We start from the raw sequence: 20,823 nt of genomic DNA, 5'->3' as shown, positions 1-20,823 counted from the left end.
AGCAGGATGACCACGGCGGTGGCGAAGATGATCAGATCACGCTCGTGCACACGTGTGCCGGTGGGCGTGGTCACCGGCACCGCGAGGGCGGCCGCAGCCCCATCAGCACGACAAGCGTGCCGCGTAGCCCGGCCAGCGCCTCCCACCGGACCAGGGAGGCCGGCGAGTCGGGTGCGACGTGCCCGGAGACCACGGTGAACTCGTGGGCCACCCCCCGATGGGTGACCGGGACGCCCGCCGCGGCCGGAGCCGCGATCGAGCTGGTCACGCCGGGCACCACGGTCACCGGCACGCCGGCCGCCGCGCAGGCCAGCAGCTCCTCGCCGCCCCGGCCGAAGACGTACGGGTCGCCGCCCTTGAGCCGTACCACGAACTTCCCGGCCAGGGCACGATCCACGAGGATCCGGTTGATCTCCTCCTGGCCCCGGGACGGGCCGTACGGGATCTTGGAGGCGTCCACAAGTTCGACGTCGGGACGCAGTTCGTCGAGGAGCAGCCCCGGGACGAGCCGGTCGGCGACCACCACGTCCGCCTCGGTGAGCAGCCGCCAGCCCTTGACGGTGATCAGCTCCGGGTCCCCCGGACCGGCCCCCACCAACGCGACCCGCCCACCCTGCGTGGAAGGAAGGGACCCTTCCTCCACCGCAGGCGTTGACAGGGGCCCCCTCCTTACATCCAGGAGGGCGCGGACGGCGTCGCGGACGGCCATCGCCCGGCGCGGGTCGCCTCCGCCGAGCACCGCCACGGTCACCGGCCCGTGCCGGGTCACCGCCGGCGTCCAGGCGGTGGCGGCGGCCCGGTCGTCGGCGCGTACGCAGAAGATGCGGCGCTCGGCGGCGGCGGCGCTGACCGACGCGGCGGCGAGCGGGTCGTCGACCGCGACCTGGACCAGCCACGCGCCGTCCAGGTCGTCGGGGGCGAACCGGCGCGGCGCCCAGTGCAGCCGTCCGGCGTCGACGTGCGCGCGCAGCGCCGGGGTCAGCTCGGGCGCGACGAGGAAGACGTGCGCCCCGGCGTCGAGCAGGGCCGGCACCCGCCGGGTGGCCACCGCTCCCCCGCCCACCACGACCACCCGGCGGCCGGCGAGCCGCAGGCCGAGCGGGTACGGGTTGCCGCTCACGCCGCCGCCCCGCCCTGCACGCCGGCGGCAGCTGCGGTACGCGACACGCCTGCGGGCCGGTCGGTCCGCTCGCTCCGGTCGCTCACTTCTCGGCCACCCCCGCCGAGTCGAACGTGGCCACCTCGTGCAGCACCCGGACCGCGCCGGTGACCACCGGCAGCGCGAGCAGCGCGCCGGTGCCCTCGCCCAGGCGCAGCCCGAGGTCGATCAGCGGCTCCAGGCCCAGCCGGCGCAGCGCGACCGTGGCCCCCGGCTCGGCGGAGCGGTGCCCGGCCACCATGGCGGCCACGGCGTGCGGCGCGAGGGCCGCCGCGGCGAGGGCCGCCGCGACCGCGATCACCCCGTCCAGCAGCACCGGCGTGCGGCGGGCGGCGGCGCCCAGGATCAGCCCGGCCAGCGCGGCGTGCTCCAGCCCGCCGACGGCGGCCAGCACGCCCAGCGGGTCGGCCGGGTCGGGGGCGTGCCGGCGCAGCGCTGCCCGCACCACGTCGACCTTGCGGGCGTACGTCGGGTCGTCGACCCCGGTGCCCCGGCCCGTCGTCTCCGCCGGGTCGATGCCGGTGAACGCGGCGATCAGGGCGGCGGCCGGCGTGGTGTTGCCGATGCCCATGTCCCCGGTGAGCAGGATGCCGGCGCCCGCGTCGATCAGCTCGTCGGCCACCCGGATGCCGGTCTCGACGGCCGCGCGGGCCTCGTCGCGGGTGAGCGCGGCGGTCACCGCCAGGTCCCGGGTGCCGGGGCGGACGTTCGCCGCCACCAGCCGGGGCGCGTCGCGGGCCGGTGGGGCTCCAACGGCCTCCCCGCCCGGCTCGGCGACCGTGAGCGGGGTGGCCACGCCGACGTCGACCACGGTGACCGAGGCGCCGGCCTGCCGGGCGAACGCGTTGACCACCGCGCCGCCGGCCAGGAAGTTGCCGATCATCTGCGCGGTGACCTCCTGCGGCCAGGGGGTCACCCCCTGGGCGTGCACGCCGTGGTCACCGGCGAAGATCGCGACCGCGGCCGGCTCGGGCAGCGGCGGCGGGCAGTGCCCGGCCAGCCCTGCGAGGCGTACGGCGAGCTCCTCCAGGGCGCCGAGGGAGCCGGCGGGCTTCGTCAGCCGCCCCTGCAACTCCCGGGCGGCGGCCATGGCCGGCTCGTCGGGCGGCCGGATCGCCGCGATCGTGGTCTCCAGCATCACGCCTCCAGGATCTCTGCCAGTACCTCGGTGAACGCGTCGGTGGTGGCCGTGTCGCGCACGGCGATGCGTAGCCAGTCCGGGCCTAGGCCGGGGAACGTGTCGCCCCGGCGTACCGCCCAGCCGCGCTCCCGCAGGGCGACCCGCACGTCGGCGGCCCCGGGGACGTGCACCAGCACGAACGCGCTGGCGGGGCGGCCGGCGACGCGTACGCCGGGCAGGGCCGACAGGCGGGCGACCAGGTGGTCGCGGTCGGCAGCGAGCCGGGCGGCGATGGCGCGCTCGGCCTCGACCGCGACGGGCGTGGCGCAGGCCGACGCGGCGGCCAGGGCGGGGGTGGAGACGGCCCAGAGTGGCTGGACGGCGGCCAGCCGCGCCAGCAGGTCCGCCTCGCCGAGCAGGTAGCCGATGCGCAGGCCGGCCAGGCCCCAGGTCTTGGTGAGGCTGCGGACCACCAGCAGGCCGGGCAGGTCCCGCCTCGCGGCCAGCGACTCCGGTTCGCCGGCCACGCCGGGGGCGACGGTGGTGTCGGCGAACGCCTCGTCGACCACCAGCACCCGGCCGGGTCGGGCCAGGGCGGCCAGGTCGCCGGCGGGGTGCAGCACCGACGTCGGGTTGGTCGGGTTGCCGATCATCACGAGCTCGGCGTCGGCGGGCACCCGGGCCGGGTCGAGCCGGAAGTCGTCGTCCGCGTCGAGCAGCACCCGCTCGACCTGGTGTCCGGCGGCGCGCAACGCCGCCTCGGGCTCGGTGAACTGCGGGTGCACCACCACCGGTCGGCGTACGCCGGCCAGCGCCCGGGCGAGCAGCACGAAGCCCTCGGCCGCGCCGGCGGTCAGCAGCACCTCGGCCGGCGGGCGGCCGTGCCGGGCCGCGACGGCGGCCCGGGCCGGCCCCGGGTCGGGGTACGCGGCGAGGTCGGCGAGCGCGGCGGTGATCGGGTCGGCCAGCCAGTCGGGCATCGCGTCGCGTCGCACGTTGACGGCGAGGTCGACGAGCCCCGGCCCCACCTCGGCGTCGCCGTGGTGGGTGAGGTCGGGTTCGGGGAGGGTCCCGCTCGGCTGACCACGCATGTCCGCGATCCTGCCGGGAAGGTGCCGCGCGGGACAGCGGATCCCGGCGTGGGCCGCATCACCACACGGGCGTTTATGAATATTTCTCAGGTACGAATCGGAAATGTCATAACTTGAGCGTGTGAGCAATCGACCCCTTGCTGCCGCTGGTCGTCTCGTCCCCCTCCTCCGCGCCGGACTGATCGCCGGGATCGTGGTCGCCGCCGTGGCGTACCCCGTGGCCGCCGTCACCGGCCTCGGCGCCAAGGTCACGGCGCACGCCATGGAACACAAGACCCAGATCCTCACCACCGCGCTGCCGGCCGAGACGTCGTACGTCTACGCGCCGGACGGCAAGACCGTGCTGACGATGTTCTACGAGGAGTACCGGCAGTACACGAAGCTTGCCGACATCTCCCCGAACATGCAGCAGGCGATCGTCGCCGCCGAGGACAACCGCTTCTACCAGCACCGCGGCGTCGACCCGAAGGGCGTCGCCCGCGCCTTCGTGGCCAACGCCCGCTCCAGCGGCGTCTCCCAGGGCGCCTCCACGCTCACCATGCAGTACGTGCGGATGGCGCTGCGGGACAGCGCGAAGACGCCGAAGGAGGTGCAGGAGGCCACCCAGCAGACCAGCCTGCGCAAGGTCCGCGAGATGCGGATGGCGATGGACCTGGAGAAGGAACTCAGCAAGGACGACGTCCTGGAGCGCTACCTCAACTCCGCGTACTTCGGGCACCGCGCGTACGGCATCTACGCGGCCAGCGAGATCTTCTTCTCCAAGGCCCCCAAGGACCTCAGCCCCGTCGAGGCGGCCACCCTCGCCGGCCTGGTCAAGTCCCCGTCCGAGTACGACCCGGCCAGCTCCGACCAGAAGGACGCCACCGGCCGACGCAACTACGTGCTCGACCGGATGGCCCAGCTCGGCTACCTCTCGCCGGACGCCGTCACGCAGGCGAAGACCGAGCCGATCCGGCTGAAGCTGACGTACCCGCCGAACGACTGCGCCTCCGTGCCCGAGAAGTGGAACAGCTGGGGCTTCGCCTGCGACTACCTGAAGAACTGGTGGAGCACGCAGCCCGCGTTCGGCGAGAACCGGCTGGAGCGGTTGGACAAGCTGCGCCGGGGCGGCTACCGGATCGTGCTCAGCCTCGACCCCAAGATCCAGGCGGCGGCCGAGCAGAACGTCGGCACCAAGGAGAACACCGGCAGCCCCTTCGCCAACGGCATCGTGGTCTCCGAGCCCGGCACCGGGCGGGTCAAGGCGATGGCGGTGAACCGGACGTACTCGCTGGACCTGAGCGAGAACGGGCAGAGCTCCAACCCCGAGGCCGGGCCGAAGGTCAAGGCCAACTACCCGAACACCGTGGCGCCCCTGCTCGGCGGCGGCGACCTGGCGGGCTACCAGGCCGGCTCGACGTTCAAGATGTTCCCCATGCTGGCCGCGCTCGACGCGGGCATGCCGCTGTCCACCTCGTTCAACGCACCGCACCGGTACCGCTCCGAGGTCTACGACGGCTGGTCGCCGTCCAACGCCAGCGGCGCGATGAGCGGCAACCAGACCATGTGGTCCGGCTTCGGCAAGTCGGTGAACACGTACTTCGTGTGGCTGGAGGAGCAGGTCGGCGCGGACAAGGCGGTCCGCCTGGCCGAGCAGCTCGGGCTGCGTTGGCGCACCGACGTCGACCGGGAGCACGCGTCCCCGGCCAAGGCGAAACAGTGGGGCGCGTTCACCCTCGGCGTCTCCGACGCCACGCCACTGGAGATGGCCAACGCGTACGCCGCGATCGCCGCGGACGGCCGCTACTGCGAGGCGATCCCGGTGCAGGCGATCTACAACCGGGACGGCACGCCGACCACCTGGAAGACCGCCTCCGGGATCGAACGCGAGGTCGCCAAGCCGCGCTGCCGGCAGGTGGTGGACGCCGACGCCGCCCGCGCCGCCACCGACGCCGCCCGCTGCCCGACCGGCGACACCCCGGCCCGCGGCAGCTGCGGCGGCTGGTCGACCGCGGACAGCGTGCGGGGCACCGTCGGCCGCCCGGTGGCCGGCAAGACGGGCACCACCGACAGCACCCGGTCGGCCTGGTTCGTCGGCTACACCCCGGAGCTGGCGGCGGCGAGCTTCATCTCCGACCCGGACAACCCGTTCAACGCGGTCGGCGACGGCCAGTCGCAGATCCCGATCAAGGCGGTGGCGCAGACCCTCCGCGACGGCCTCAAGGGCCAGCCCACCCGCCAGTTCACCCCACCGTCGGACCGCATCGTCGGCTGAGCCGGGCCGCGCGGCCCCCGGTCGCGGCGCCGCCGGGGGCCGGGGGCGGATCAGCGCAGGTCGGCGGAGACGAGGGACCAGACCTCCAGGTCGACCCGGCCGCCCCGGACGAAGCCGGCGTTGCGAAGCAGGCCCTCGTAGCTGAACCCGGCCTTCTCGGCGACCCGGCGGGAGGCCAGGTTGCCGGGCGCGACCCGCAGCTCGACGCGCTGGAAGCCGTGTTCGAGGATCAGCGCGATGGCCAGCGCGTCGACCGCCTCGGCCGCCAGGCCGAAGCCCCGTGCGTGCGCCGCCATCGCGTAGGAGACCTCGGTGCACCGGGCGCCCCAGTCGGTGCGCCGCGTCCACAGGCAGCCCACCACCAGGTCGTCCTCCCGGCGTACCACCGCGTAGTGGTCGCCGTCGCCGCTGTCGCGCCGCTGCCGCGCCAGGTCGGTGCACCAGGCCAGCCCGTCGATCTGACCGGAGGTGTCGGCCAGCGGCAGCCACCGCCGGGTCTGCCGGTCGGCGAAGACCTCGTCGGCCGCCGCCGCGTCGGCCCCGGTCAGCGCGCGTACCTCGGTGCGGGGCGTGGAGACGGTCAGCGCCGGAAAGCGGCGGACCGCCACCTGACCGATCACGCGGGCACCCCGTCGGGCCGGGCGGTCGCGGGGTCGGCCGCCGCCGCCACCGCCGCGTCCACGAGGCGGGCCGCCAGCTGCGGGTACGCCGCCCAGTGCAGGGTGAGCTGCGAGGCGTGCACGCCCCGCCAGACGAAGCCCTCGGGCGCCCCGCCGTCCCAGCTCCACGCCGGCCGTGCCCCGGCGCGCGGGGTGAGCACGCCGCGGTGCTCCTTGTGCCCCGCCACCACCGTGCCCGCCGGCCCCACGAGGCTGTCGGTCAACGCGGTCGCCTGCCGGTAGCCCACCACCAGGCCGTCGCGGCGCGTCCCCACCGCGTCGAGCACGCCGCACATGGGCAGCCCGTCCAGTTCCCGCGCCAGCCAGAGCAGGCCGGCCCCCTCGGCGACGACCGGCCGCCCGGTGCGGGCCAGCTCGGCGACCGCGATGCAGAGCCGACGGTTGGCGGAGAGCAGCTCGGCGTACGACTCGGGCAGCCCGCCGCCGACGACCAGCGCGCCGGTGCCGGCGGGCAGCGCCTCGTCGTGCAGCGGGTCGACCGTCACCACCTCGGCGCCGGCCGCCCGGAGCAGCTCGACGGTCTCGGGGTCGCTGTAGCTGCCGCCCGGCGTCCCGGCGACCGCGACGACCGGGCGCGTACCGGCGTCCTCCCGCCCGGCCTGCGGCGTCCAGGGCGGCGCGGGCAGGGGCGGCGCGGAGCGGGCCAGGGCCAGCAGCCGGTCCAGCTCGACGGTGGCGGCGACCGCCTCGCCGAGCCGGCGGACCGCGCGGGTCGCCTCGTCGGTGCGGGCGAGCGCGGGCACCGCCCCGTAGCGGCGGGCGGGCAGCACGGACGGCAGGTCCTGGCGGCGCAGCGCGCCGTAGACGGGCACGCCGATGTCGTCCAGCGCCGCGCGCAGCAGCTCCTCGTGCCGGGAGGACGCCACCCGGTTGAGGATCACCCCGCCGAGCCAGAGCTGCTCGTCGTACGACCGGAAGCCGTGCACCAGGGCGGCCACCGACTGTCCCGTCGCCGCGACGTCGACCACCAGCACGACCGGGCTGCGCAGCGCGGTGGCCACGGCGGCCGTCGACTCGCTCTCCGGGCGGCCGGCGAGACTGTCGTACAGGCCCATGCTGCCCTGCACCACGGCGAGCCCGGCGCCGGCCGCGCCGTGGCCGACGAGGGGGGCGATCCGGTCGGCGCCGACCAGCCGGGGATCGAGGATCCGACCGGGGCGGCCGGCGGCCAGCCCGAGGTACGCGGCGTCCACGCGGTCGGGGCCGACCTTGAACCCGGCGACGTCGACGCCCCGGTCGGCGAACGCGGCGAGCAGCCCGATCGCCAGCGCGCTCTTGCCGTGGCCGGAGGACGGCGCGCTGAGCACCAGGCGCGGCACGACGGTCATCATCGACTCCCTTGCGGGGCGGCGGGGGGACCTGCGGCGGGCCGACCGCGCGGTCCGCCCGCGTGACGATAGCCGAAGCGGCCGCCGCGCGGACGCCGCCGAACGGGCCCGCCGGCGGTGTCGGGCGTCGCCGGGCGGAGTCGCCGGCACCCCGCCCGGGTCCGCGATGGGGGCTGTCGAAGCGAGTGCCTCCGGTCACAGGGGTAGCCTCGTGGGCGTGTACCGGTTCCTGCTGACGCCGCGCTGGCTGGGCATTCTCGCACTGACCCTGGTCGCCTCGGCGGTGATGGTGCTGCTCGGCAACTGGCAGCTGGACCGCTACCACGGCCGTACGGAGGCCAACGAGCGGATCGACGCCGGCCTGCGGATGGCCCCGGTGCCGCTGCGGGACGTGCTGCCGGCCCCGACGGGCGGCAACGGCACGGCCGGCCCCGCTCCCGTCGCGGAGAAGGCCTGGACGAAGGTCACCGTGACCGGCCGCTACGACCCGGCGAACGTGGTCCTGGTCCGGGGCCGCTCGGTGGACCGCACGGTCGGCTTCGAGGTGGTCACCCCGCTCGTGCTGGCCGACGGCACGGCCGTGCTGGTGGACCGGGGCTGGATCCCGCCGGCCCGGGGCGGCGACGCGACCGTCCAGCCGGAGGTGCCGGCCCTCCCGCCCGGCGAGGTCACCGTGACGGGGCGGGTGCACCTGAGCGAGAGCGGCTCGGTCGCCGTGACCCGGCGTGACGGCAAGCTGGAGACCCGGCGGATCGGCGTGCCCCGGCTGGCCCGGGAGCTGCCCTACCCCGTGCACGGCGCGTACCTGCTGCTCGACGAGCAGACCCCGGCGGCCGACCCCGCGTTCAAGGACGTGCCGGTCGGATACAACAACAACTGGCAGAACTTCGGCTACGTCGTGCAGTGGTGGATCTTCGCCGCGATGACCCTGTTCGGCTACGGCTGGGTGGCCCGCCGGGAGGCCCGTCGGCTGGCGGGCGTGGGACCGCGGCAGCCCGTCGACCGGGCCGCCGAGCCCGCGCCGCAGGGCGCCGCCTGACCCGCCCCGCCAACCCCGCTCAGCCGGTGACGCGGCCGGCGTGGATGGCGCGTACGGCGTCGATGGTGTCGGCCTCCGCCGCCGTCTTGTCGTCGCGGTAGCGCACCACGCGGGCGAAGCGCAGCGCCATCCCGCCCGGGTAGCGGGAGCTGGTCTGCACCCCGTCGAAGGCGATCTCGACCACCTGCTCGGGGCGGACCCGCACCTCCCAGTCGCCGTGCTCGACGGCGAGGGCGAGGAAGCGCTCGGTCTGCCAGCGCAGCAGCTCGTCGGTGAGGCCCTTGAACGTCTTGCCGAGCATGACGAAGTCGCCGGTGCGCGGGTCGCGGGCGCCGAGGTGCAGGTTGGACAGCCAGCCCTCCCGCCGGCCGCTGCCCCACTCGACCGCGATCACCACCAGGTCGAGGGTGTGCCGGGGCTTCACCTTCACCCAGGCGGATCCCCGCCGGCCGGCGTCGTAGGGTGCGTCGGGCGCCTTCACCACCACCCCCTCCTGGCCGGCGTCGATGGCGGCGGCGAACGCCTCGCCGGCCCGCTCCGGGCCGTCGACCTCCACCCGGCCGACGACGAGCGAGGGGTCGACCGCGGCGTCGAGCGCGGCCCAGCGCTCCCGGCCGGGCCTGTCGATCAGGTCGTCGCCGTCGAGGTGCAGCAGGTCGAAGAAGTACGGCGTCAGCACGGTCGCGCCCGTCGTCCCGGCGGCGGCCACGGCCGGGGCGACCGGGGCGGCGCCGGTGCTGCTCGGCGTGGTGCGCCGCGCCGCCCGGCTCGACGTCTGCTGGAAGGGCAGCGGGCGGCCCGTCTCGTCGAGCCCGATCGCCTCCCCGTCGAGCACCAGCTCGCGGGCGGGCAGCGCCCGCACGGCGGCGACCACCTCCGGCACCCGGGCGGTGATGTCGTCCAGGCTGCGGGTGAACACGGCGATGTCGTCGCCGGAGCGGTGCACCTGGATCCGGATGCCGTCGAGCTTGACGTCGACCACGGCGGGGGTGCCCGTGGCCGCGAGCGCCTCGTCCACCGAGGGCGCGCTCTGGGCCAGCATCGGCGCGAGCGGGCGGCCGACCTGGAGGCCGAAGGCGCCCAGTGCCGCCGCGCCTCCGTCGAGCGCGGCGACCGCGACCGCGCGCAGGTCACCGGCGAGCAGCAACGCCCGGCGTACGGCGACGAGCGGCACGTCGGCCGCCCGGGCCACCGCGTCGGCGAGCAGCCCCGCCTGCGCGCCCTGGCGCAGCTCACCGCTGAACAGGCCGGTCAGTAGCCGCTGCTCATCGGCGGTGGCGGCGGAGTAGAGCGCGCCCAGCAGCGCCCGGCGGCGGGCCTGGGAACCCGGCCCGTGCACGGACGCGACCTCGTCGATGGCCGCGTCGACGGCGGCGACGGTCAGGGTCGGCTCGACGGCCGGCGGCGGCAGGTCACGCAGGCTCGCCCAGCCGACCCCGGTCTGCCGCTGGCGCAGCTCGCCGGCCAGCCAGCCGGCGCCCGCCGGGACCTCGGACGGGTCGAGCGCCCGCAACGCGGCAGCGAGCAGCTCCACCTTGGTCCGCCGGGCCCGGGTGGCGCCGACGGCGGCGGAGGTGGCTGCCAGGTCGAGGAACCGCACGGCTCCATCCTGCCAGCCACCCCCGACACGACCCCGGGCATTGCCGTGCCCGGGCGCCGGAAACCCTGCGCCCGCCGGGGTGGCAGGTCAGGCCGAGACGGGTTCCTCGATGCGCAGGCCGCGGGCGCGGATCTCCTCGGCGACCCGGGAGAGCACCGTGTCGAGAGCGACAAGCGCGGCGGACAGGTCGCCGAGCTGTTCCTTGAGCGTGTCCTCGGACCACGCGGAGACGTCGACGTCCCCCAGGGCGCTGACGGCGGCCTCGAGCCGGCCCATCACCTCATTCGTACGCATGTTCGAGAGGCTATAACAACCCGACCGGCGACACACCGCAAACTCCCACATCGACCCCGAAGTTACGGTTCCGACACCTAACGCCCGTCGACGCCCACCTCGGCGACCTTCTTCAGCAGCAGCGCCTCGGCCAGGCAGACCCGGGCGAACTCCCCGAGGTGCAGGCTCTCGTTCGGGCCGTGCGCCCGGGCCTGCGGGTCCTCCACGCCGGTCACCAGGATCGCCGCGCGCGGGAACATCTCCTGGAAGGTGGCGATGAACGGGATCGAACCGCCGATGCCGAGGTCCACCGGGTCGGTGCCGTCCCAGGCGGTCCGGAACGCCGAACGGGCCGCGTCGAACATCGGCCCGGACGCGTCGATGACGCACGGCGCGCCGTCGTGCTCGAAGGTGACGCTGACCCGCGCGCCCCACGGGGCGTGCTTCTCCAGGTGGGCGCGCAGGGCCGCGTACGCCCGCTTCGGGTCGTCGCCCGGCGCCAGCCGTACGCTCAGCTTGGCCCTGGCCGCCGGCACCAGGGCGTTCGGCGCCTCGGCGGTGGACGGGGCGTCGATGCCGAGCACCGCGAGGGCCGGCTTGGTCCAGAGCCGCTCGGTGATCCGTCCGGTGCCGATGAGGCTGACGCCCTCGGCCAGCCCCGCCTCGGCGCGGAACCGGTCCTCCGGGTAGTCGACGCTCGCGCCCTCCCGGGCGACCAGCCCGTCGACGGCCACGTCCCCCGCCTCGGTGTGCAGGGTGGCCAGCAACCGTGCCAGGGCGGTCAGCGCGTCCGGCACGGGACCGCCGTAGACGCCGCTGTGCACGGCGTGGTCGAGGGTGCGCACCTCCACGAAGCAGTTGACGATGCCGCGCAGGGACGTGGTCAGCGCCGGTACGCCGATGTCCCAGTTGGTGGAGTCGGCGATCACGATGACGTCCGAGGCGATCTCGTCGCGGTGCTCGGCGAGCAGCCGCTCCAACGAGTCGGAGCCGTACTCCTCCTCGCCCTCGACGAAGAGCACCACGCCGACCGGCAACGCGTCACCGTACGCGCGCAGCGCCGCCACGTGCGCCATGATGCCGGCCTTGTCGTCGGCGGCGCCCCGGCCGTAGAGCCGGCCGTTGCGCTCCACCGGCTCGAACGGGTCCGACTCCCACAGCGTCAGGTCGCCGACCGGCTGCACGTCGTGGTGGGCGTAGAGCAGCACCGTCGGCGCCCCGGGCGGGGCCGCCTTCCGCCCGATCACGGCCGGCTGGCCGCCGGAGCGCACGATCTTGACATCGAGACCGCAGCCGCGCACCAGCTCGGCCACCGCCTCGGCGGAACGCTCCACGTGCGAGTGGTCGAAGCCCTCGAACGCGACGCCGGGAATGCGGACGAGGCGTTCCAGGTCGGCGCGGACGCCGGGCAGCTCCCGCTCGACGGCGGCCCGGATCTCGGACTCGGACATGAGGGGTGTGGTCATGACCGGCATCGTATGCCGGCCTTACCGACCATCCCATCCCGCCCGAGGCCGGAGTGACGATCCGGTCCCGGCCGGCCCGACCGCTCAGCGGCGGCGCACGTAGTAGCGGTCGGCGTCGTGCGGCAGGCCCGGGGCGCCGTCGACCACCAGGTCCGCGCGCGCCTCGGTGCCGTCGGCGGCGAAGTGCGACCGCTCCCCGAGGTGCCAGCGACGCAGCTCCGGCAGGATCTCCGGACCGTCGCGCTCGATCGCCCGGGCCAGCCGCAACGGTGCCGGGGCGGTGACGAAGACGGCCAGGGTCAGGTCCGCGGTGGCGGCGGCCCGCGCCGCGCTCACCCCCTCGACGAGGAGCACCGGCGCGACCGGGACCGGCACCGGGCGCGGCAGGAAGGCCCGCCGGACCCAGCTGAACCGGCGGTACGCCCCCGGCCGACCGGCCCGCAGCGGCCCGAGCACCCACTCCTCCAGCCGGGGCCAGAAGGTCAGCTGGTCGTCCCAGCCGTCGAGCAGGTCGTCGGTGTGCACCACCGGCGCCGGACTGCCGCCGGGCAGGGCGGCGAGGGCGTCCGCGAGCCGCGCCGCGAACGCGCTCTTGCCCGCGCCGCTCGGCCCGTCCACCGCCACCAGCCGGGTCCGCCCCAACCGCGCCGGCCCGGCCAGCACCCGCCGGGCCAGCCGGTCGTACGCCTCGACCACCGCCACCGCCACGTGCCCGACGGTAGCCAGGCCGGTCCCCCCGCCACGGAGCGGGCCTGCGGTGGCGGGAGGCGTCGGCGTCGGCGTCGGCGTCGGCGTCGGCGGGCGACGGTAACCCGGGCCGGTCCCCTGTCACGGAGCGGCCTGCGGTGGCGGGAGGCGCCGGCGCCGGCGGGCCGCGCGGGACGCTCCGATCGGGGGTCGCCCGAACGAGCGTTCGTCGGGTGCGGCGGGGCGTTCCGCGGGCGGACCGCGCGACGGGGCGGGATGATCTGCTGGTGTCCCACAGCGTGATGAGTCCGGGCGTAGACGCCCTCCTGGAACAGGCCCGCGCCGGGGTACGCCGGCTGACCCCGCACCAGACCGTCGAGGCGGTCCGTACCGGGGCGTTGCTGATCGACACCCGCACCGACACGCAGCGGCAGGAGCAGGGCGACCTGCCCGGCGCCATCGTGATCGACCGGACGGTGCTGGAGTGGCGACTCGACCCGGCCAGCGCGTGGCGGATCCCGGAGGCCACGGCGTACGACCAGCGGATCGTGGTGGTGTGCCGCCAGGGCTACAGCTCCAGCCTCGCGGTCGCGAGCCTGCGGGCGCTCGGGCTGCACCTCGCGACCGACATGATCGGCGGCGTACAGGCCTGGCGCGAGGCGGGGCTGCCCATGTCCGACCGCCCCGCCGACATCCGCCCCTGACCGAGGGCCTCCCCGGCCCCGCCCCGCAGCCCGTCCCCCGCAGCCCGTCCCCCGCAGTCCGCCCCGCAGCCCACAGCCCGCCGCCTGCCGCCCGCCGCCCGCCGCCGAGGCGATGATCAAGAGGTTTGCGCCCTGATTCGAGCCTCCGCAAGACACAAACTTCTTGATCACCCCCGCGAGACGTGGCACGCGGGCGGGGTGCGGTGGGCGGGGTGCGGTGGGCGGGGTGCGGTGGGCGGGGTGCGGATGGGCATTGGCAGGGCAGGGGTTGGCAGGCGGAGGTGGTGGTCGGGGGTGGTGGTCGAGGAGCCCTGAGGTTCGGTCAGGGGGTTTCCGGGGCTCCGGGTGGGATGAAGGGGAGGCCGGCGGGCGGGCCGGACTCGACGAGGCGCCAGAGGGCGTTGGTGTCGAGGTGCTCTTCGACCAGGTCGCCGAGCAGGTCCAGGGAGCGCTCGCGGGCGGCGGCGAAGGCGGTGTCGGGGGCCACCGTGAAGCCGGTCCGGCCGGCGAGCGGGGCCACCTCGGTCAGGAACCGGCGGCGGAACCCGTCGGACTCGAAGGCGCCGTGCCAGTGGGTGCCGTGCACGGCGCCGACCACGGCTCCCTCGCCGCTGCCGTCCGCGCAGGTCAGCAGCGGGGTCAGCGCCGGGTCGGCGTGTGAGACGTACCCGTGGTGGATCTCGTAGCCCTGGACCGGGACGTCGCCGCCAACGGTGCCAATCGACTGCCGGACGGTCTTGCGCGGGTCGAAGGTGACCTCGATCGGCAGCAGGCCCAGCCCCGGCACGCTGCCCTGCCGGCTCTCCACCGGGTCGTGGATCGCCCGGGCCAGCATCTGGAAGCCGCCGCAGAGGCCGAGCAGCGGCTTGCCGGCCGCCGCGTGCGCCAGGACGGCGTCGGCCAGGCCGGTCTGCCGCAGCCAGGCCAGGTCGGCCACCGTCGACTTCGAGCCGGGCAGCACGACCAGGTCGGCGGCGGCCAGTTCGGCCGGCTCGACGGTCAGCCGGACCCGCACGCCCGGCTCGGTGGCGAGCGCCTCGACGTCGGTGGCGTTGGAGATCCGGGGCAGCCGGACGACGGCCACGTCCAGCCAGTCGGTGCCGCGCGGGGCGGCCGGCCGGCCGAGCACCCGGCCGTACGCGAGCGAGTCCTCCGCGTCGAGCCAGAGGTCGAGCGCCCAGGGCAGCACCCCGTACGTCGGCCGGCCGGTGACCTGGCGCAGCATGTCCAGCCCCGGCCGGAGGAGCCCGAGGTCGCCCCGGAACTTGTTGATCACGAAGCCGGCGATCAGCGCCTGGTCGGCCGGGTCCAGCAGGGCGAGGGTGCCGAACATCGAGGCGAAGACCCCGCCCCGGTCGATGTCGCCGACCACGATCGTGGGCAGGCCGGCGTGCCGGGCCAGGCCCATGTTCACGTAGTCGCCGGCCCGCAGGTTGATCTCCGCGGGGCTGCCGGCGCCCTCGCAGATCACCACGTCGTACGCGGACCGCAGCTCGGCGAGCGCCGCGTACGCGGTCTCGGCGAGCCGGGGACGCAGCTCGCGGAAGTTGCCCGCGGTGACCGTGTCGACGGCCTCGCCGAGCAGCACCACCTGGCTGGCCAGGTCGCTGCCGGGCTTGAGCAGCACCGGGTTGAACCGCAGGTCGGGGGCGAGACCGCAGGCGGCGGCCTGCATCGCCTGCGCCCGCCCGATCTCGCCGCCCCGACCGTCCGGGCCGACGACGACGGCGGAGTTGTTGGACATGTTCTGCGCCTTGAACGGCGCCACCTTCACGCCCCGGCGGTGCAGCCAGCGGCAGATGCCGGCGGTGAGCACGCTCTTGCCGGCGTCGGAGGTGGTGCCGGCGACCAGCAGGCCACCGCTCACCGGCGCCCCTCCCGCCCGGCGGCGGCGCTCCGCTGCGCGACCCGGCGGCCGACGGCGCCCACCAGCCGGCCGAGGGTCAGCGGGTACGTGGCGGCCAGCCCGAGCGCGGCCAGCCCGACCGCACCCGAGATCCGGGCGGCCCGCTTGAGGTGCCGCGCCTCCGGTCGGGGGCCGTCGCCGAGGAACGGGCGCACCTCGGAGCGCCCGAAGTAGACGTTGCGCCCGCCCAGCCGTACGCCGAGGGCGCCGGCCATCGCCGCCTCGCACTGCCCGGCGTTCGGGCTGGGGTGGTCGTTGCGGTCCCGGCGCCACACGCGCCACGCCCGGTCCCGGTCGCCGTGCGCGGTCGGCGCGACCGCGACGGTGAGCAGGCCCGTCAGCCGCGCGGGCACCAGGTTGAGCAGGTCGTCGAGGCGGGCGGCGGGGGTGCCGAACCGGGCGTACCGCGGCGAGCGGTGGCCCACCATCGCGTCGAGGGTGTTCGCCGCGCGGTACCCGAGCAGGCCGGGCAGCCCCGCGACGGCGCCCCACAGCAGCGGGGCGACGACGGCGTCCGAGGTGTTCTCGGCGAGCGACTCCACGGTGGCGCGGGCCAGCTCGGGCTCGTCGAGCGCGGACGGGTCCCGGCCGCAGAGGTGGCCGAGCCGCTGCCGGGCGGCCGGGAGGTCGCCGGCGCGCAGCGCACGCCCCATGACGGTGGCCTCTTGTCGTAGTGTGCGCCCGCCCAGCACCGTCCAGGTGCCGGCGGCGACCAGGACGGCGCGGGCCACCGGCCGGCGCCGGGTGGCGACGGTGGCGGCCACGCCGAGCAGCACCGGCGCGCCGACCGCCAGCGCGGTGAACGCCGTTCCGGCAAGCCGGTCCGGGCGGTACGTCCGCCGCTCCAGTGCCCCGGCGGCGCGACCGAAGCCGGCCACGGGGTGGTACCGGCGGGGGTCTCCGAGGAGCGCGTCGAGGGCGTACCCCGCGACCAGTCCCGCCGCGGTCGCCACCGGCGTCGCCTGTCGCACCCGTCACCACCTCCGGCCGGCCAGCCTAGCCGAGCACCCGGCCGGCCTCCGGCACGTCCGCGGCGCATGCCGCCGACGGGGTGACCGCACGCCGCCCGGCGGCACGCGGGGTGACGCCGGTGCTGCCGACGCCACCCCGCCCCCGTCGTGCCGCCCGCGACCGGTCACGCGGGCTGCGGCACCCGCCCCCGGCCCCGGCGGCCACGGCCGGCCGGCGAGACGCCCGGCTCGGCCTCCTCGGACGACGGGCCCGACTCCCCCACGGCCACGTCGCCCCGACCACCCCGGGCACCGGGGACGTCCTCCGGCGGGTCGGTCACCGGCGTCGGGCCGTCGGCCTCCGGCTCCGGCCGGTCGGGCTCCCCGCCGTGGGGGTCGTCCGCCGGGTCGTCGAAGGGGTCGAGCGAGCCGTCGACGGCGGCGTCGGCCGGCAGCCCGCGGCCGGCGGGGTACGCGCCGAAGTCGGGCTCGAAGTCGTCGTCGAGCGGACGGCGGTCCGGCAGGACCGGGGCCTCCTCGTCGGGCACCGGCTCGGTCGCCTCGCCGTGCACCCGGTTCTCGGCCTCGGCGTCCTCGACGATGCTGGTCGTCATCGTCGGCCGGTTGCGCTGGAACCGGCTGCGGCCCCGCGACAGGTCGTGGCCGACGGCGACCGCCTCCAGCTCGTAGAGCGAGCGGTGGTTGCCGGCGTCGTCCGTCCAGTCGCGGGTGTAGAGCCGGCCGCAGACCACCACCGGGTCGCCGACCATCACCGAGGCGGCCACCCCCTCGGCGAGCTTGCGCCAGCAGTTGACCCGGACGCGCAGGCTGTTGCCGTCGACCCAGCGCCCGCTGTCGCGGTCGAGCCGGCGGGCGGTCGAGGCGACCTTGAAGTTGGCCACCAGGGTGTTGCTCTGGGTGGTGCGGCGCCACTCCGGCGCGGTCAGCACGTTGCCCACGATCGTGACGTAGGTGTCGAACATCGTCCCTCCAGGGGGAGATCGGGCTTGCCATCGCGAGTCGACTCGGTGCCGAGCCTGGGCCCTCGGCGGAGGCGCCGCCAGCACCGCGCCCCCGCCTGTGGACAACCGGACCGCCTGTGGACAAAGACCTGATCAAGGTCCCGGTGTGCTAGGGCCGGGCGACCCTGGGGAGCCCGCGCGACCGGCTCGATGATCGGAAGGTGGGGCCGCGCTTCCGGCACCGCCACGGGCGGGGCGACATGTCACGTTCCGGACGGAGCCCGGCGGGGTATGGATTCGATCAACCGCACCGCCGACAGCACGACGAACGAGAGGTCAGCGATCATGAAGATGACCAGCACCGCAGCCGCCATCGTCTCCGGCGAGGTGCGGCGATGAGCGCCGTCGCCAACCCGGCCACCGTGGCGGAGTGCCTGCGGGTCGGCGCGGGGTTCTCCCAGGGCGACCGGAACTGGATCGCGGAGCAGTTCGCCACGCTCGACTCCCGGCTGGCCGGGTTCCACGCCGACGCCACCGAGCTGGAGGTGTCGGTCAAGGACCGGGAGGCCAGGGGCCAGAAGGTCACCCTGGAGTGCTGGATCGCCGGTCGCCAGAAGATCGTCACCACCTCCGCCGAGGAGGACCTGCACGCCGCGCTCAACGACGTCCGGGACGACCTGCGGCGGCGGCTCAACGACTCGAAGACGAAGCAGGAGCCGCGGCACAACAAGCACCTGCGCGACGTACCCCCGCCGGTCGTCGAGGTCGAGCCCGACACCGACCCGGCCCGCGCCGAGGCCGAGACCGTCTGACGCGTACGCCGAGGCCCCGTCCGCCGGGTGCGGGCGGGCGGGGCCGGGCGGCACCCAGGGCTACCGTCCGGTAGCTTCCCGGCGTACCGTCGCGGTCGTGGAACCGGACGTGCTGGGCCCGCCGTACGAGCGGCAGACGATCGACCTGGGCACCGACGACGAGGGGCCGGTGGTCGCCACCCTGGTCCGTCGCCGGGCCGACCGCCCGACGGGGCGGGCCGTGCTCTACGTGCACGGCTTCACCGACTACTTCTTCCAGGGCCACCTCGGTGACTTCTTCGCCGAGCGGGGCTGGGACTTCTACGCCCTCGACCTGCGCAAGTACGGACGCAGCCTGCGGCCCCACCAGACGCCGAACTTCTGCCGCGACCTCAGCGACTACTTCCCCGAGCTGGACGCCGCCGCGCGCATCATCCGCGAGGACGACGGGCACGACACGCTGCTCGCGATGGGCCACTCCACCGGCGGGCTGATCATGCCGCTCTGGGCGCACGCCCGCCGCGACGCCGGGATCATCGACGGCCTCTTCCTGAACAGCCCCTTCTTCGACATCAACGCCCCCTGGCTGGTACGCCGCCCCCTCGCCGCCGCCGTCGGCCGGCTGGGCCGCCGGGCGCCGCGCCGGGTGCTGCCGTTCGGGCTGGGCACGGTCTACAGCGAGAGCATCCACGCGGAGCACCACGGCGAGTGGAACTACGACCTGACCTGGAAGCCGCTCGCCGGGTTCCCCGTGCGGGCCGGCTGGCTGAACGCCATCCGCAGCGCCCAGCGGCAGCTCCGCGCCGGCCTGGACATCCAGGTGCCGGTGCTGCTCGCCTGCTCGACCCGCTCGTTCAGGGGAAAGAAGTGGCACGAGTCGGCGGCCCTCGCCGACGCCGTCCTGGACGTCGAGCACATGGTCCGCTGGGCGCCCCGACTCGGCCGGCACGTCACCGTGGCGCGCTTCGACGGCGGGATGCACGACCTCACGCTCTCCGGCACAGCCGTACGGGAGAAGGTCTTCCAGGAGGTCGGACGCTGGGCCGACGCGTTCTTCGACGCCGGGCCGACGGTCCGCGCCGGGGAGCGCCCACCGGCGAGCCGGCTGCCGGCGGACGACGCCGACCCAGCCGGTGCCCCCACGCAGGGCGGCTGAGCGCAGGTCGCCCGCCCGCCGCGCGTCGCCGGCCTCACGCCGCGTCGACGGCCTCGCGGATGCGGTCGAAGGTGGCCAGCGGGTGGCCGCCGTCGCGGGCCGGCAGCACCAGGCCCAGGCAGCGCAGCCCCACCTCGCCGTCGCCGCCGGCCTGCACGCCGAACACCGGCGCCCCCACGTAGCCGGTCGGCAGCTCCGCCATGAGCCGAACGGCGTCGCCCACGCGCGCCACCCGCTCGATCGCCACCTCCAGCGGCCGGGCGCCGCCCGCGCCGACGCCGTGGGCGAGCACCACGGCGGAACCCGGCTCCACGCCGATCCGGGCGATCGCGTCCCGATCGGCCGCGATCGGATCCGGCACCTGCTGGGTACGCCACCGCCAGCCCGCTCCGGCGGCGTGCTCGTGCAGGCCGCCGGTGGGCAGGACGGCGACGCCGACGTCCTCGTGGTGCCGCCACCCGTCGGCGAGGTCGGGCAGGGCGACGGCGTCGGCGGCCACCCCGGCCGGCTCGGTCACGCTCGCCCGCAGCCCGATCTCCCCCGCCCCGGACCGGGTGAGCGCGTCAGCGGTCAGCAGGTACTCGCGCCCCTGCCCGGTGAAGAGGAACGCGGTCCCCTCGCCCCGGTCGCCGTCCCCCGCCCCGGCGTCGGCCCGGCGGATGGGCAGGATCGCGCGGCCGAGGAGTTGACACAACTCGTACGCGACGTCGTTCTCGGTCTCCGGATCAAGCAGCACCAGCCGAGGGTACGACCCGACGGTCCCGGGCCGCGCGGATGCCGGAACAGGGGTGACCGGCACCGGAGTCGCATGCGACCCTCTTGTGCGACGTGAGACGCGACCACCCGTTCCACCGGTCACCCGGTGGACGGCGGTACCCTTCTCGCGCGACACGCACGCGCGCGCCCGTAGCTCAGCGGATAGAGCAGGGGACTTCTAATCCCAAGGCCGCAGGTTCGAATCCTGCCGGGCGCACCACAATCGCAGCAGTTCAGCGGCTTCCCGCTTGCCGCCGGAACGATCACCGCGCCCCCGCACAGCCAAGTCATCCGAAGAGGTGCTTCGCAGCCTCGTCCACGGCTGCCCGCTCGATCTCCAGCAGGACATGAGCGTAGGTGTTCATCGTCGGCCCGATCTGGCTGTGCCCGAGCACCTTCACGGTTCGGGGCGAGGCACAGCAGACGAGCAGGAACGTCGCGCAGGCGTGCCGCAGGTCGTGCAGCCGCAGCCGGTCGAGGCCGGCCGCCGCCGCTCCCCCGCCGCCAACCGGTCCGCGGCTTGCTGGCGGCGATGCGCTCGGAACAGGGCGAGAGTCTGCGCCGGCACCGGCACTGTCCGCCGAGACCGCTCCGTCTTGGGTGCGACGAGTTGCAACCGGCCCTCGGCCCGCTGAACGGTTTGCCGAACGCTCAGGGTGCCGGGCGCGACGCTCAACCTGACGCATAGCCGGCGGACGAACCGACTTCGCGGCGTTGCGGCGCACCAGCTCCTCCCGCTCCGCGTCACCGAGCGAGTTCCGGATCAAGGCGGCCCGCAAGCGGGCCGCGCCGGCCCCGGCCCCGCCGGGGGGCGGCCACCCGCCGGGCTAGGCCGCGCGGGGCCGGGCCGCGGAGGGGCGGCAGGATGAGGAGGCCGGGGGGGGGGGGGCCCCCGCCCCCC

General features: G+C 75.7%; 18 protein-coding genes, 1 tRNA gene and 1 pseudogene. 6 read left to right on the top strand and 14 right to left on the bottom strand.

Annotation, left to right across the window (positions count from 1 at the left end; translation table 11 throughout):
* Window positions 1–91 precede the first annotated feature (91 nt).
* The 3 genes and pseudogenes from cobA to cobC all read right to left on the bottom strand — a co-directional run.
* Window positions 92–1,120 (bottom strand): annotated as a pseudogene (cobA, locus tag AB0B83_RS26865) (uroporphyrinogen-III C-methyltransferase); the annotation flags it as partial.
* 82 nt (window positions 1,121–1,202) lie between these two features.
* Entirely contained in the window at window positions 1,203–2,297 is a 1,095-nt protein-coding gene (cobT, locus tag AB0B83_RS26860; RefSeq protein WP_357580492.1) for a nicotinate-nucleotide--dimethylbenzimidazole phosphoribosyltransferase, read from the bottom strand.
* A complete protein-coding gene (cobC, locus tag AB0B83_RS26855; RefSeq protein WP_357580491.1) occupies window positions 2,297–3,370 on the bottom strand; it encodes an Rv2231c family pyridoxal phosphate-dependent protein CobC in 1,074 nt (357 codons plus the stop codon). Before cobC ends, cobT begins: the two co-directional genes overlap by 1 nt.
* Window positions 3,371–3,491: 121 nt before the next feature.
* Here cobC and AB0B83_RS26850 point away from each other — a divergent pair, with 121 nt between their 5' ends.
* A complete protein-coding gene (locus AB0B83_RS26850; RefSeq protein WP_357580490.1) occupies window positions 3,492–5,624 on the top strand; it encodes a transglycosylase domain-containing protein in 2,133 nt (710 codons plus the stop codon).
* A gap of 50 nt (window positions 5,625–5,674) precedes the next feature.
* Here AB0B83_RS26850 and AB0B83_RS26845 read toward each other — a convergent pair whose 3' ends face one another.
* Together AB0B83_RS26845 and AB0B83_RS26840 are read right to left on the bottom strand one after the other, a co-directional pair.
* Complete coding sequence (locus AB0B83_RS26845; protein WP_132239339.1) at window positions 5,675–6,244, bottom strand: GNAT family protein; 570 nt, start codon at window positions 6,242–6,244, stop codon at window positions 5,675–5,677.
* A complete protein-coding gene (locus tag AB0B83_RS26840; protein WP_357580489.1) occupies window positions 6,241–7,632 on the bottom strand; it encodes a cobyrinate a,c-diamide synthase in 1,392 nt (463 codons plus the stop codon). Before AB0B83_RS26840 ends, AB0B83_RS26845 begins: the two co-directional genes overlap by 4 nt.
* 211 nt (window positions 7,633–7,843) lie before the next feature.
* Between AB0B83_RS26840 and AB0B83_RS26835 the strand changes: the two genes are divergently transcribed.
* On the top strand, window positions 7,844–8,671 hold the full coding sequence (locus AB0B83_RS26835; protein ID WP_357580488.1) for an SURF1 family protein: 828 nt from the start codon (window positions 7,844–7,846) through the stop codon (window positions 8,669–8,671).
* 19 nt (window positions 8,672–8,690) lie between these two features.
* Here the strand turns inward: AB0B83_RS26835 and AB0B83_RS26830 are convergent, their stop codons facing one another.
* The 4 genes from AB0B83_RS26830 to AB0B83_RS26815 all read right to left on the bottom strand — a co-directional run bounded on the left by AB0B83_RS26830 (window position 8,691) and on the right by AB0B83_RS26815 (window position 12,718).
* The gene (locus tag AB0B83_RS26830) at window positions 8,691–10,271 is read right to left on the bottom strand and encodes an ATP-dependent DNA ligase (protein ID WP_357580487.1); all 1,581 of its coding nucleotides are present in this window, start codon (window positions 10,269–10,271) and stop codon (window positions 8,691–8,693) included.
* An 87-nt stretch (window positions 10,272–10,358) separates the two neighbouring features.
* A complete protein-coding gene (locus AB0B83_RS26825) occupies window positions 10,359–10,565 on the bottom strand; it encodes a hypothetical protein (RefSeq protein WP_121399432.1) in 207 nt (68 codons plus the stop codon).
* Between the two features lie 77 nt (window positions 10,566–10,642).
* Window positions 10,643–11,995, bottom strand: coding sequence for a dipeptidase (locus AB0B83_RS26820; RefSeq protein ID WP_357580493.1), 1,353 nt, complete (start codon window positions 11,993–11,995; stop codon window positions 10,643–10,645).
* A 99-nt stretch (window positions 11,996–12,094) separates the two neighbouring features.
* Complete coding sequence (locus AB0B83_RS26815) at window positions 12,095–12,718, bottom strand: hypothetical protein (protein ID WP_357580486.1); 624 nt, start codon at window positions 12,716–12,718, stop codon at window positions 12,095–12,097.
* A gap of 281 nt (window positions 12,719–12,999) precedes the next feature.
* Between AB0B83_RS26815 and AB0B83_RS26810 the strand changes: the two genes are divergently transcribed.
* The gene (locus tag AB0B83_RS26810) at window positions 13,000–13,401 is read left to right on the top strand and encodes a rhodanese-like domain-containing protein (RefSeq protein WP_151456079.1); all 402 of its coding nucleotides are present in this window, start codon (window positions 13,000–13,002) and stop codon (window positions 13,399–13,401) included.
* 322 nt (window positions 13,402–13,723) lie between these two features.
* On the opposite strand, the gene AB0B83_RS26805 is transcribed toward AB0B83_RS26810, so the two are convergent.
* From AB0B83_RS26805 to ssb, 3 genes are all read right to left on the bottom strand, one after another.
* On the bottom strand, window positions 13,724–15,268 hold the full coding sequence (locus AB0B83_RS26805) for a cobyric acid synthase (protein ID WP_357580485.1): 1,545 nt from the start codon (window positions 15,266–15,268) through the stop codon (window positions 13,724–13,726).
* The gene (locus AB0B83_RS26800; protein ID WP_357580484.1) at window positions 15,265–16,278 is read right to left on the bottom strand and encodes a cobalamin biosynthesis protein; all 1,014 of its coding nucleotides are present in this window, start codon (window positions 16,276–16,278) and stop codon (window positions 15,265–15,267) included. The genes AB0B83_RS26805 and AB0B83_RS26800 overlap by 4 nt, the downstream gene beginning before the upstream one ends.
* Before the next feature lie 164 nt (window positions 16,279–16,442).
* Window positions 16,443–17,240, bottom strand: coding sequence for a single-stranded DNA-binding protein (ssb, locus tag AB0B83_RS26795; protein WP_357580483.1), 798 nt, complete (start codon window positions 17,238–17,240; stop codon window positions 16,443–16,445).
* 374 nt (window positions 17,241–17,614) lie between these two features.
* Here ssb and AB0B83_RS26790 point away from each other — a divergent pair, with 374 nt between their 5' ends.
* The gene (locus AB0B83_RS26790; RefSeq protein ID WP_311414353.1) at window positions 17,615–18,031 is read left to right on the top strand and encodes an HPF/RaiA family ribosome-associated protein; all 417 of its coding nucleotides are present in this window, start codon (window positions 17,615–17,617) and stop codon (window positions 18,029–18,031) included.
* A gap of 97 nt (window positions 18,032–18,128) precedes the next feature.
* A complete protein-coding gene (locus tag AB0B83_RS26785; RefSeq protein WP_357580482.1) occupies window positions 18,129–19,166 on the top strand; it encodes an alpha/beta hydrolase in 1,038 nt (345 codons plus the stop codon).
* 34 nt (window positions 19,167–19,200) lie between these two features.
* On the opposite strand, the gene AB0B83_RS26780 is transcribed toward AB0B83_RS26785, so the two are convergent.
* Complete coding sequence (locus AB0B83_RS26780; RefSeq protein WP_357580481.1) at window positions 19,201–19,902, bottom strand: hypothetical protein; 702 nt, start codon at window positions 19,900–19,902, stop codon at window positions 19,201–19,203.
* 164 nt (window positions 19,903–20,066) lie between these two features.
* On the opposite strand from AB0B83_RS26780, the gene AB0B83_RS26775 reads away from it, so the two are divergent.
* A tRNA-Arg gene (locus AB0B83_RS26775) sits at window positions 20,067–20,142 on the top strand.
* 67 nt (window positions 20,143–20,209) lie between these two features.
* Here the strand turns inward: AB0B83_RS26775 and AB0B83_RS26770 are convergent.
* Window positions 20,210–20,647: a hypothetical protein gene (locus AB0B83_RS26770; RefSeq protein ID WP_357580480.1), complete on the bottom strand. Its 438-nt coding sequence runs from the start codon at window positions 20,645–20,647 to the stop codon at window positions 20,210–20,212.
* Between the last annotated feature and the right edge of the window lie 176 nt (window positions 20,648–20,823).

It is taken from the genome of Micromonospora sp. NPDC049060 (assembly GCF_040649055.1).
GTDB lineage: Bacteria > Actinomycetota > Actinomycetes > Mycobacteriales > Micromonosporaceae > Micromonospora > Micromonospora reichwaldensis.
The sequence above is the reverse complement of the archived record's forward strand: the minus strand, read 5'-3'. Positions and strand labels throughout refer to the sequence as shown.

Excerpts from the sequence above, each read along its gene's own strand:
- cobT (WP_357580492.1), bottom strand. The coding sequence starts at position 2,297 with ATGCTGGAGACCACGATCGCGGCGATCCGGCCGCCCGACGAGCCGGCC.
- cobC (WP_357580491.1), bottom strand. The coding sequence starts at position 3,370 with ATGCGTGGTCAGCCGAGCGGGACCCTCCCCGAACCCGACCTCACCCAC.
- AB0B83_RS26840 (WP_357580489.1), bottom strand. The coding sequence starts at position 7,632 with ATGACCGTCGTGCCGCGCCTGGTGCTCAGCGCGCCGTCCTCCGGCCAC.
- AB0B83_RS26825 (WP_121399432.1), bottom strand. The coding sequence starts at position 10,565 with ATGCGTACGAATGAGGTGATGGGCCGGCTCGAGGCCGCCGTCAGCGCC.
- AB0B83_RS26820 (WP_357580493.1), bottom strand. The coding sequence starts at position 11,995 with ATGTCCGAGTCCGAGATCCGGGCCGCCGTCGAGCGGGAGCTGCCCGGC.
- AB0B83_RS26810 (WP_151456079.1), top strand. The coding sequence starts at position 13,000 with ATGAGTCCGGGCGTAGACGCCCTCCTGGAACAGGCCCGCGCCGGGGTA.
- ssb (WP_357580483.1), bottom strand. The coding sequence starts at position 17,240 with ATGTTCGACACCTACGTCACGATCGTGGGCAACGTGCTGACCGCGCCG.
- AB0B83_RS26790 (WP_311414353.1), top strand. The coding sequence starts at position 17,615 with ATGAGCGCCGTCGCCAACCCGGCCACCGTGGCGGAGTGCCTGCGGGTC.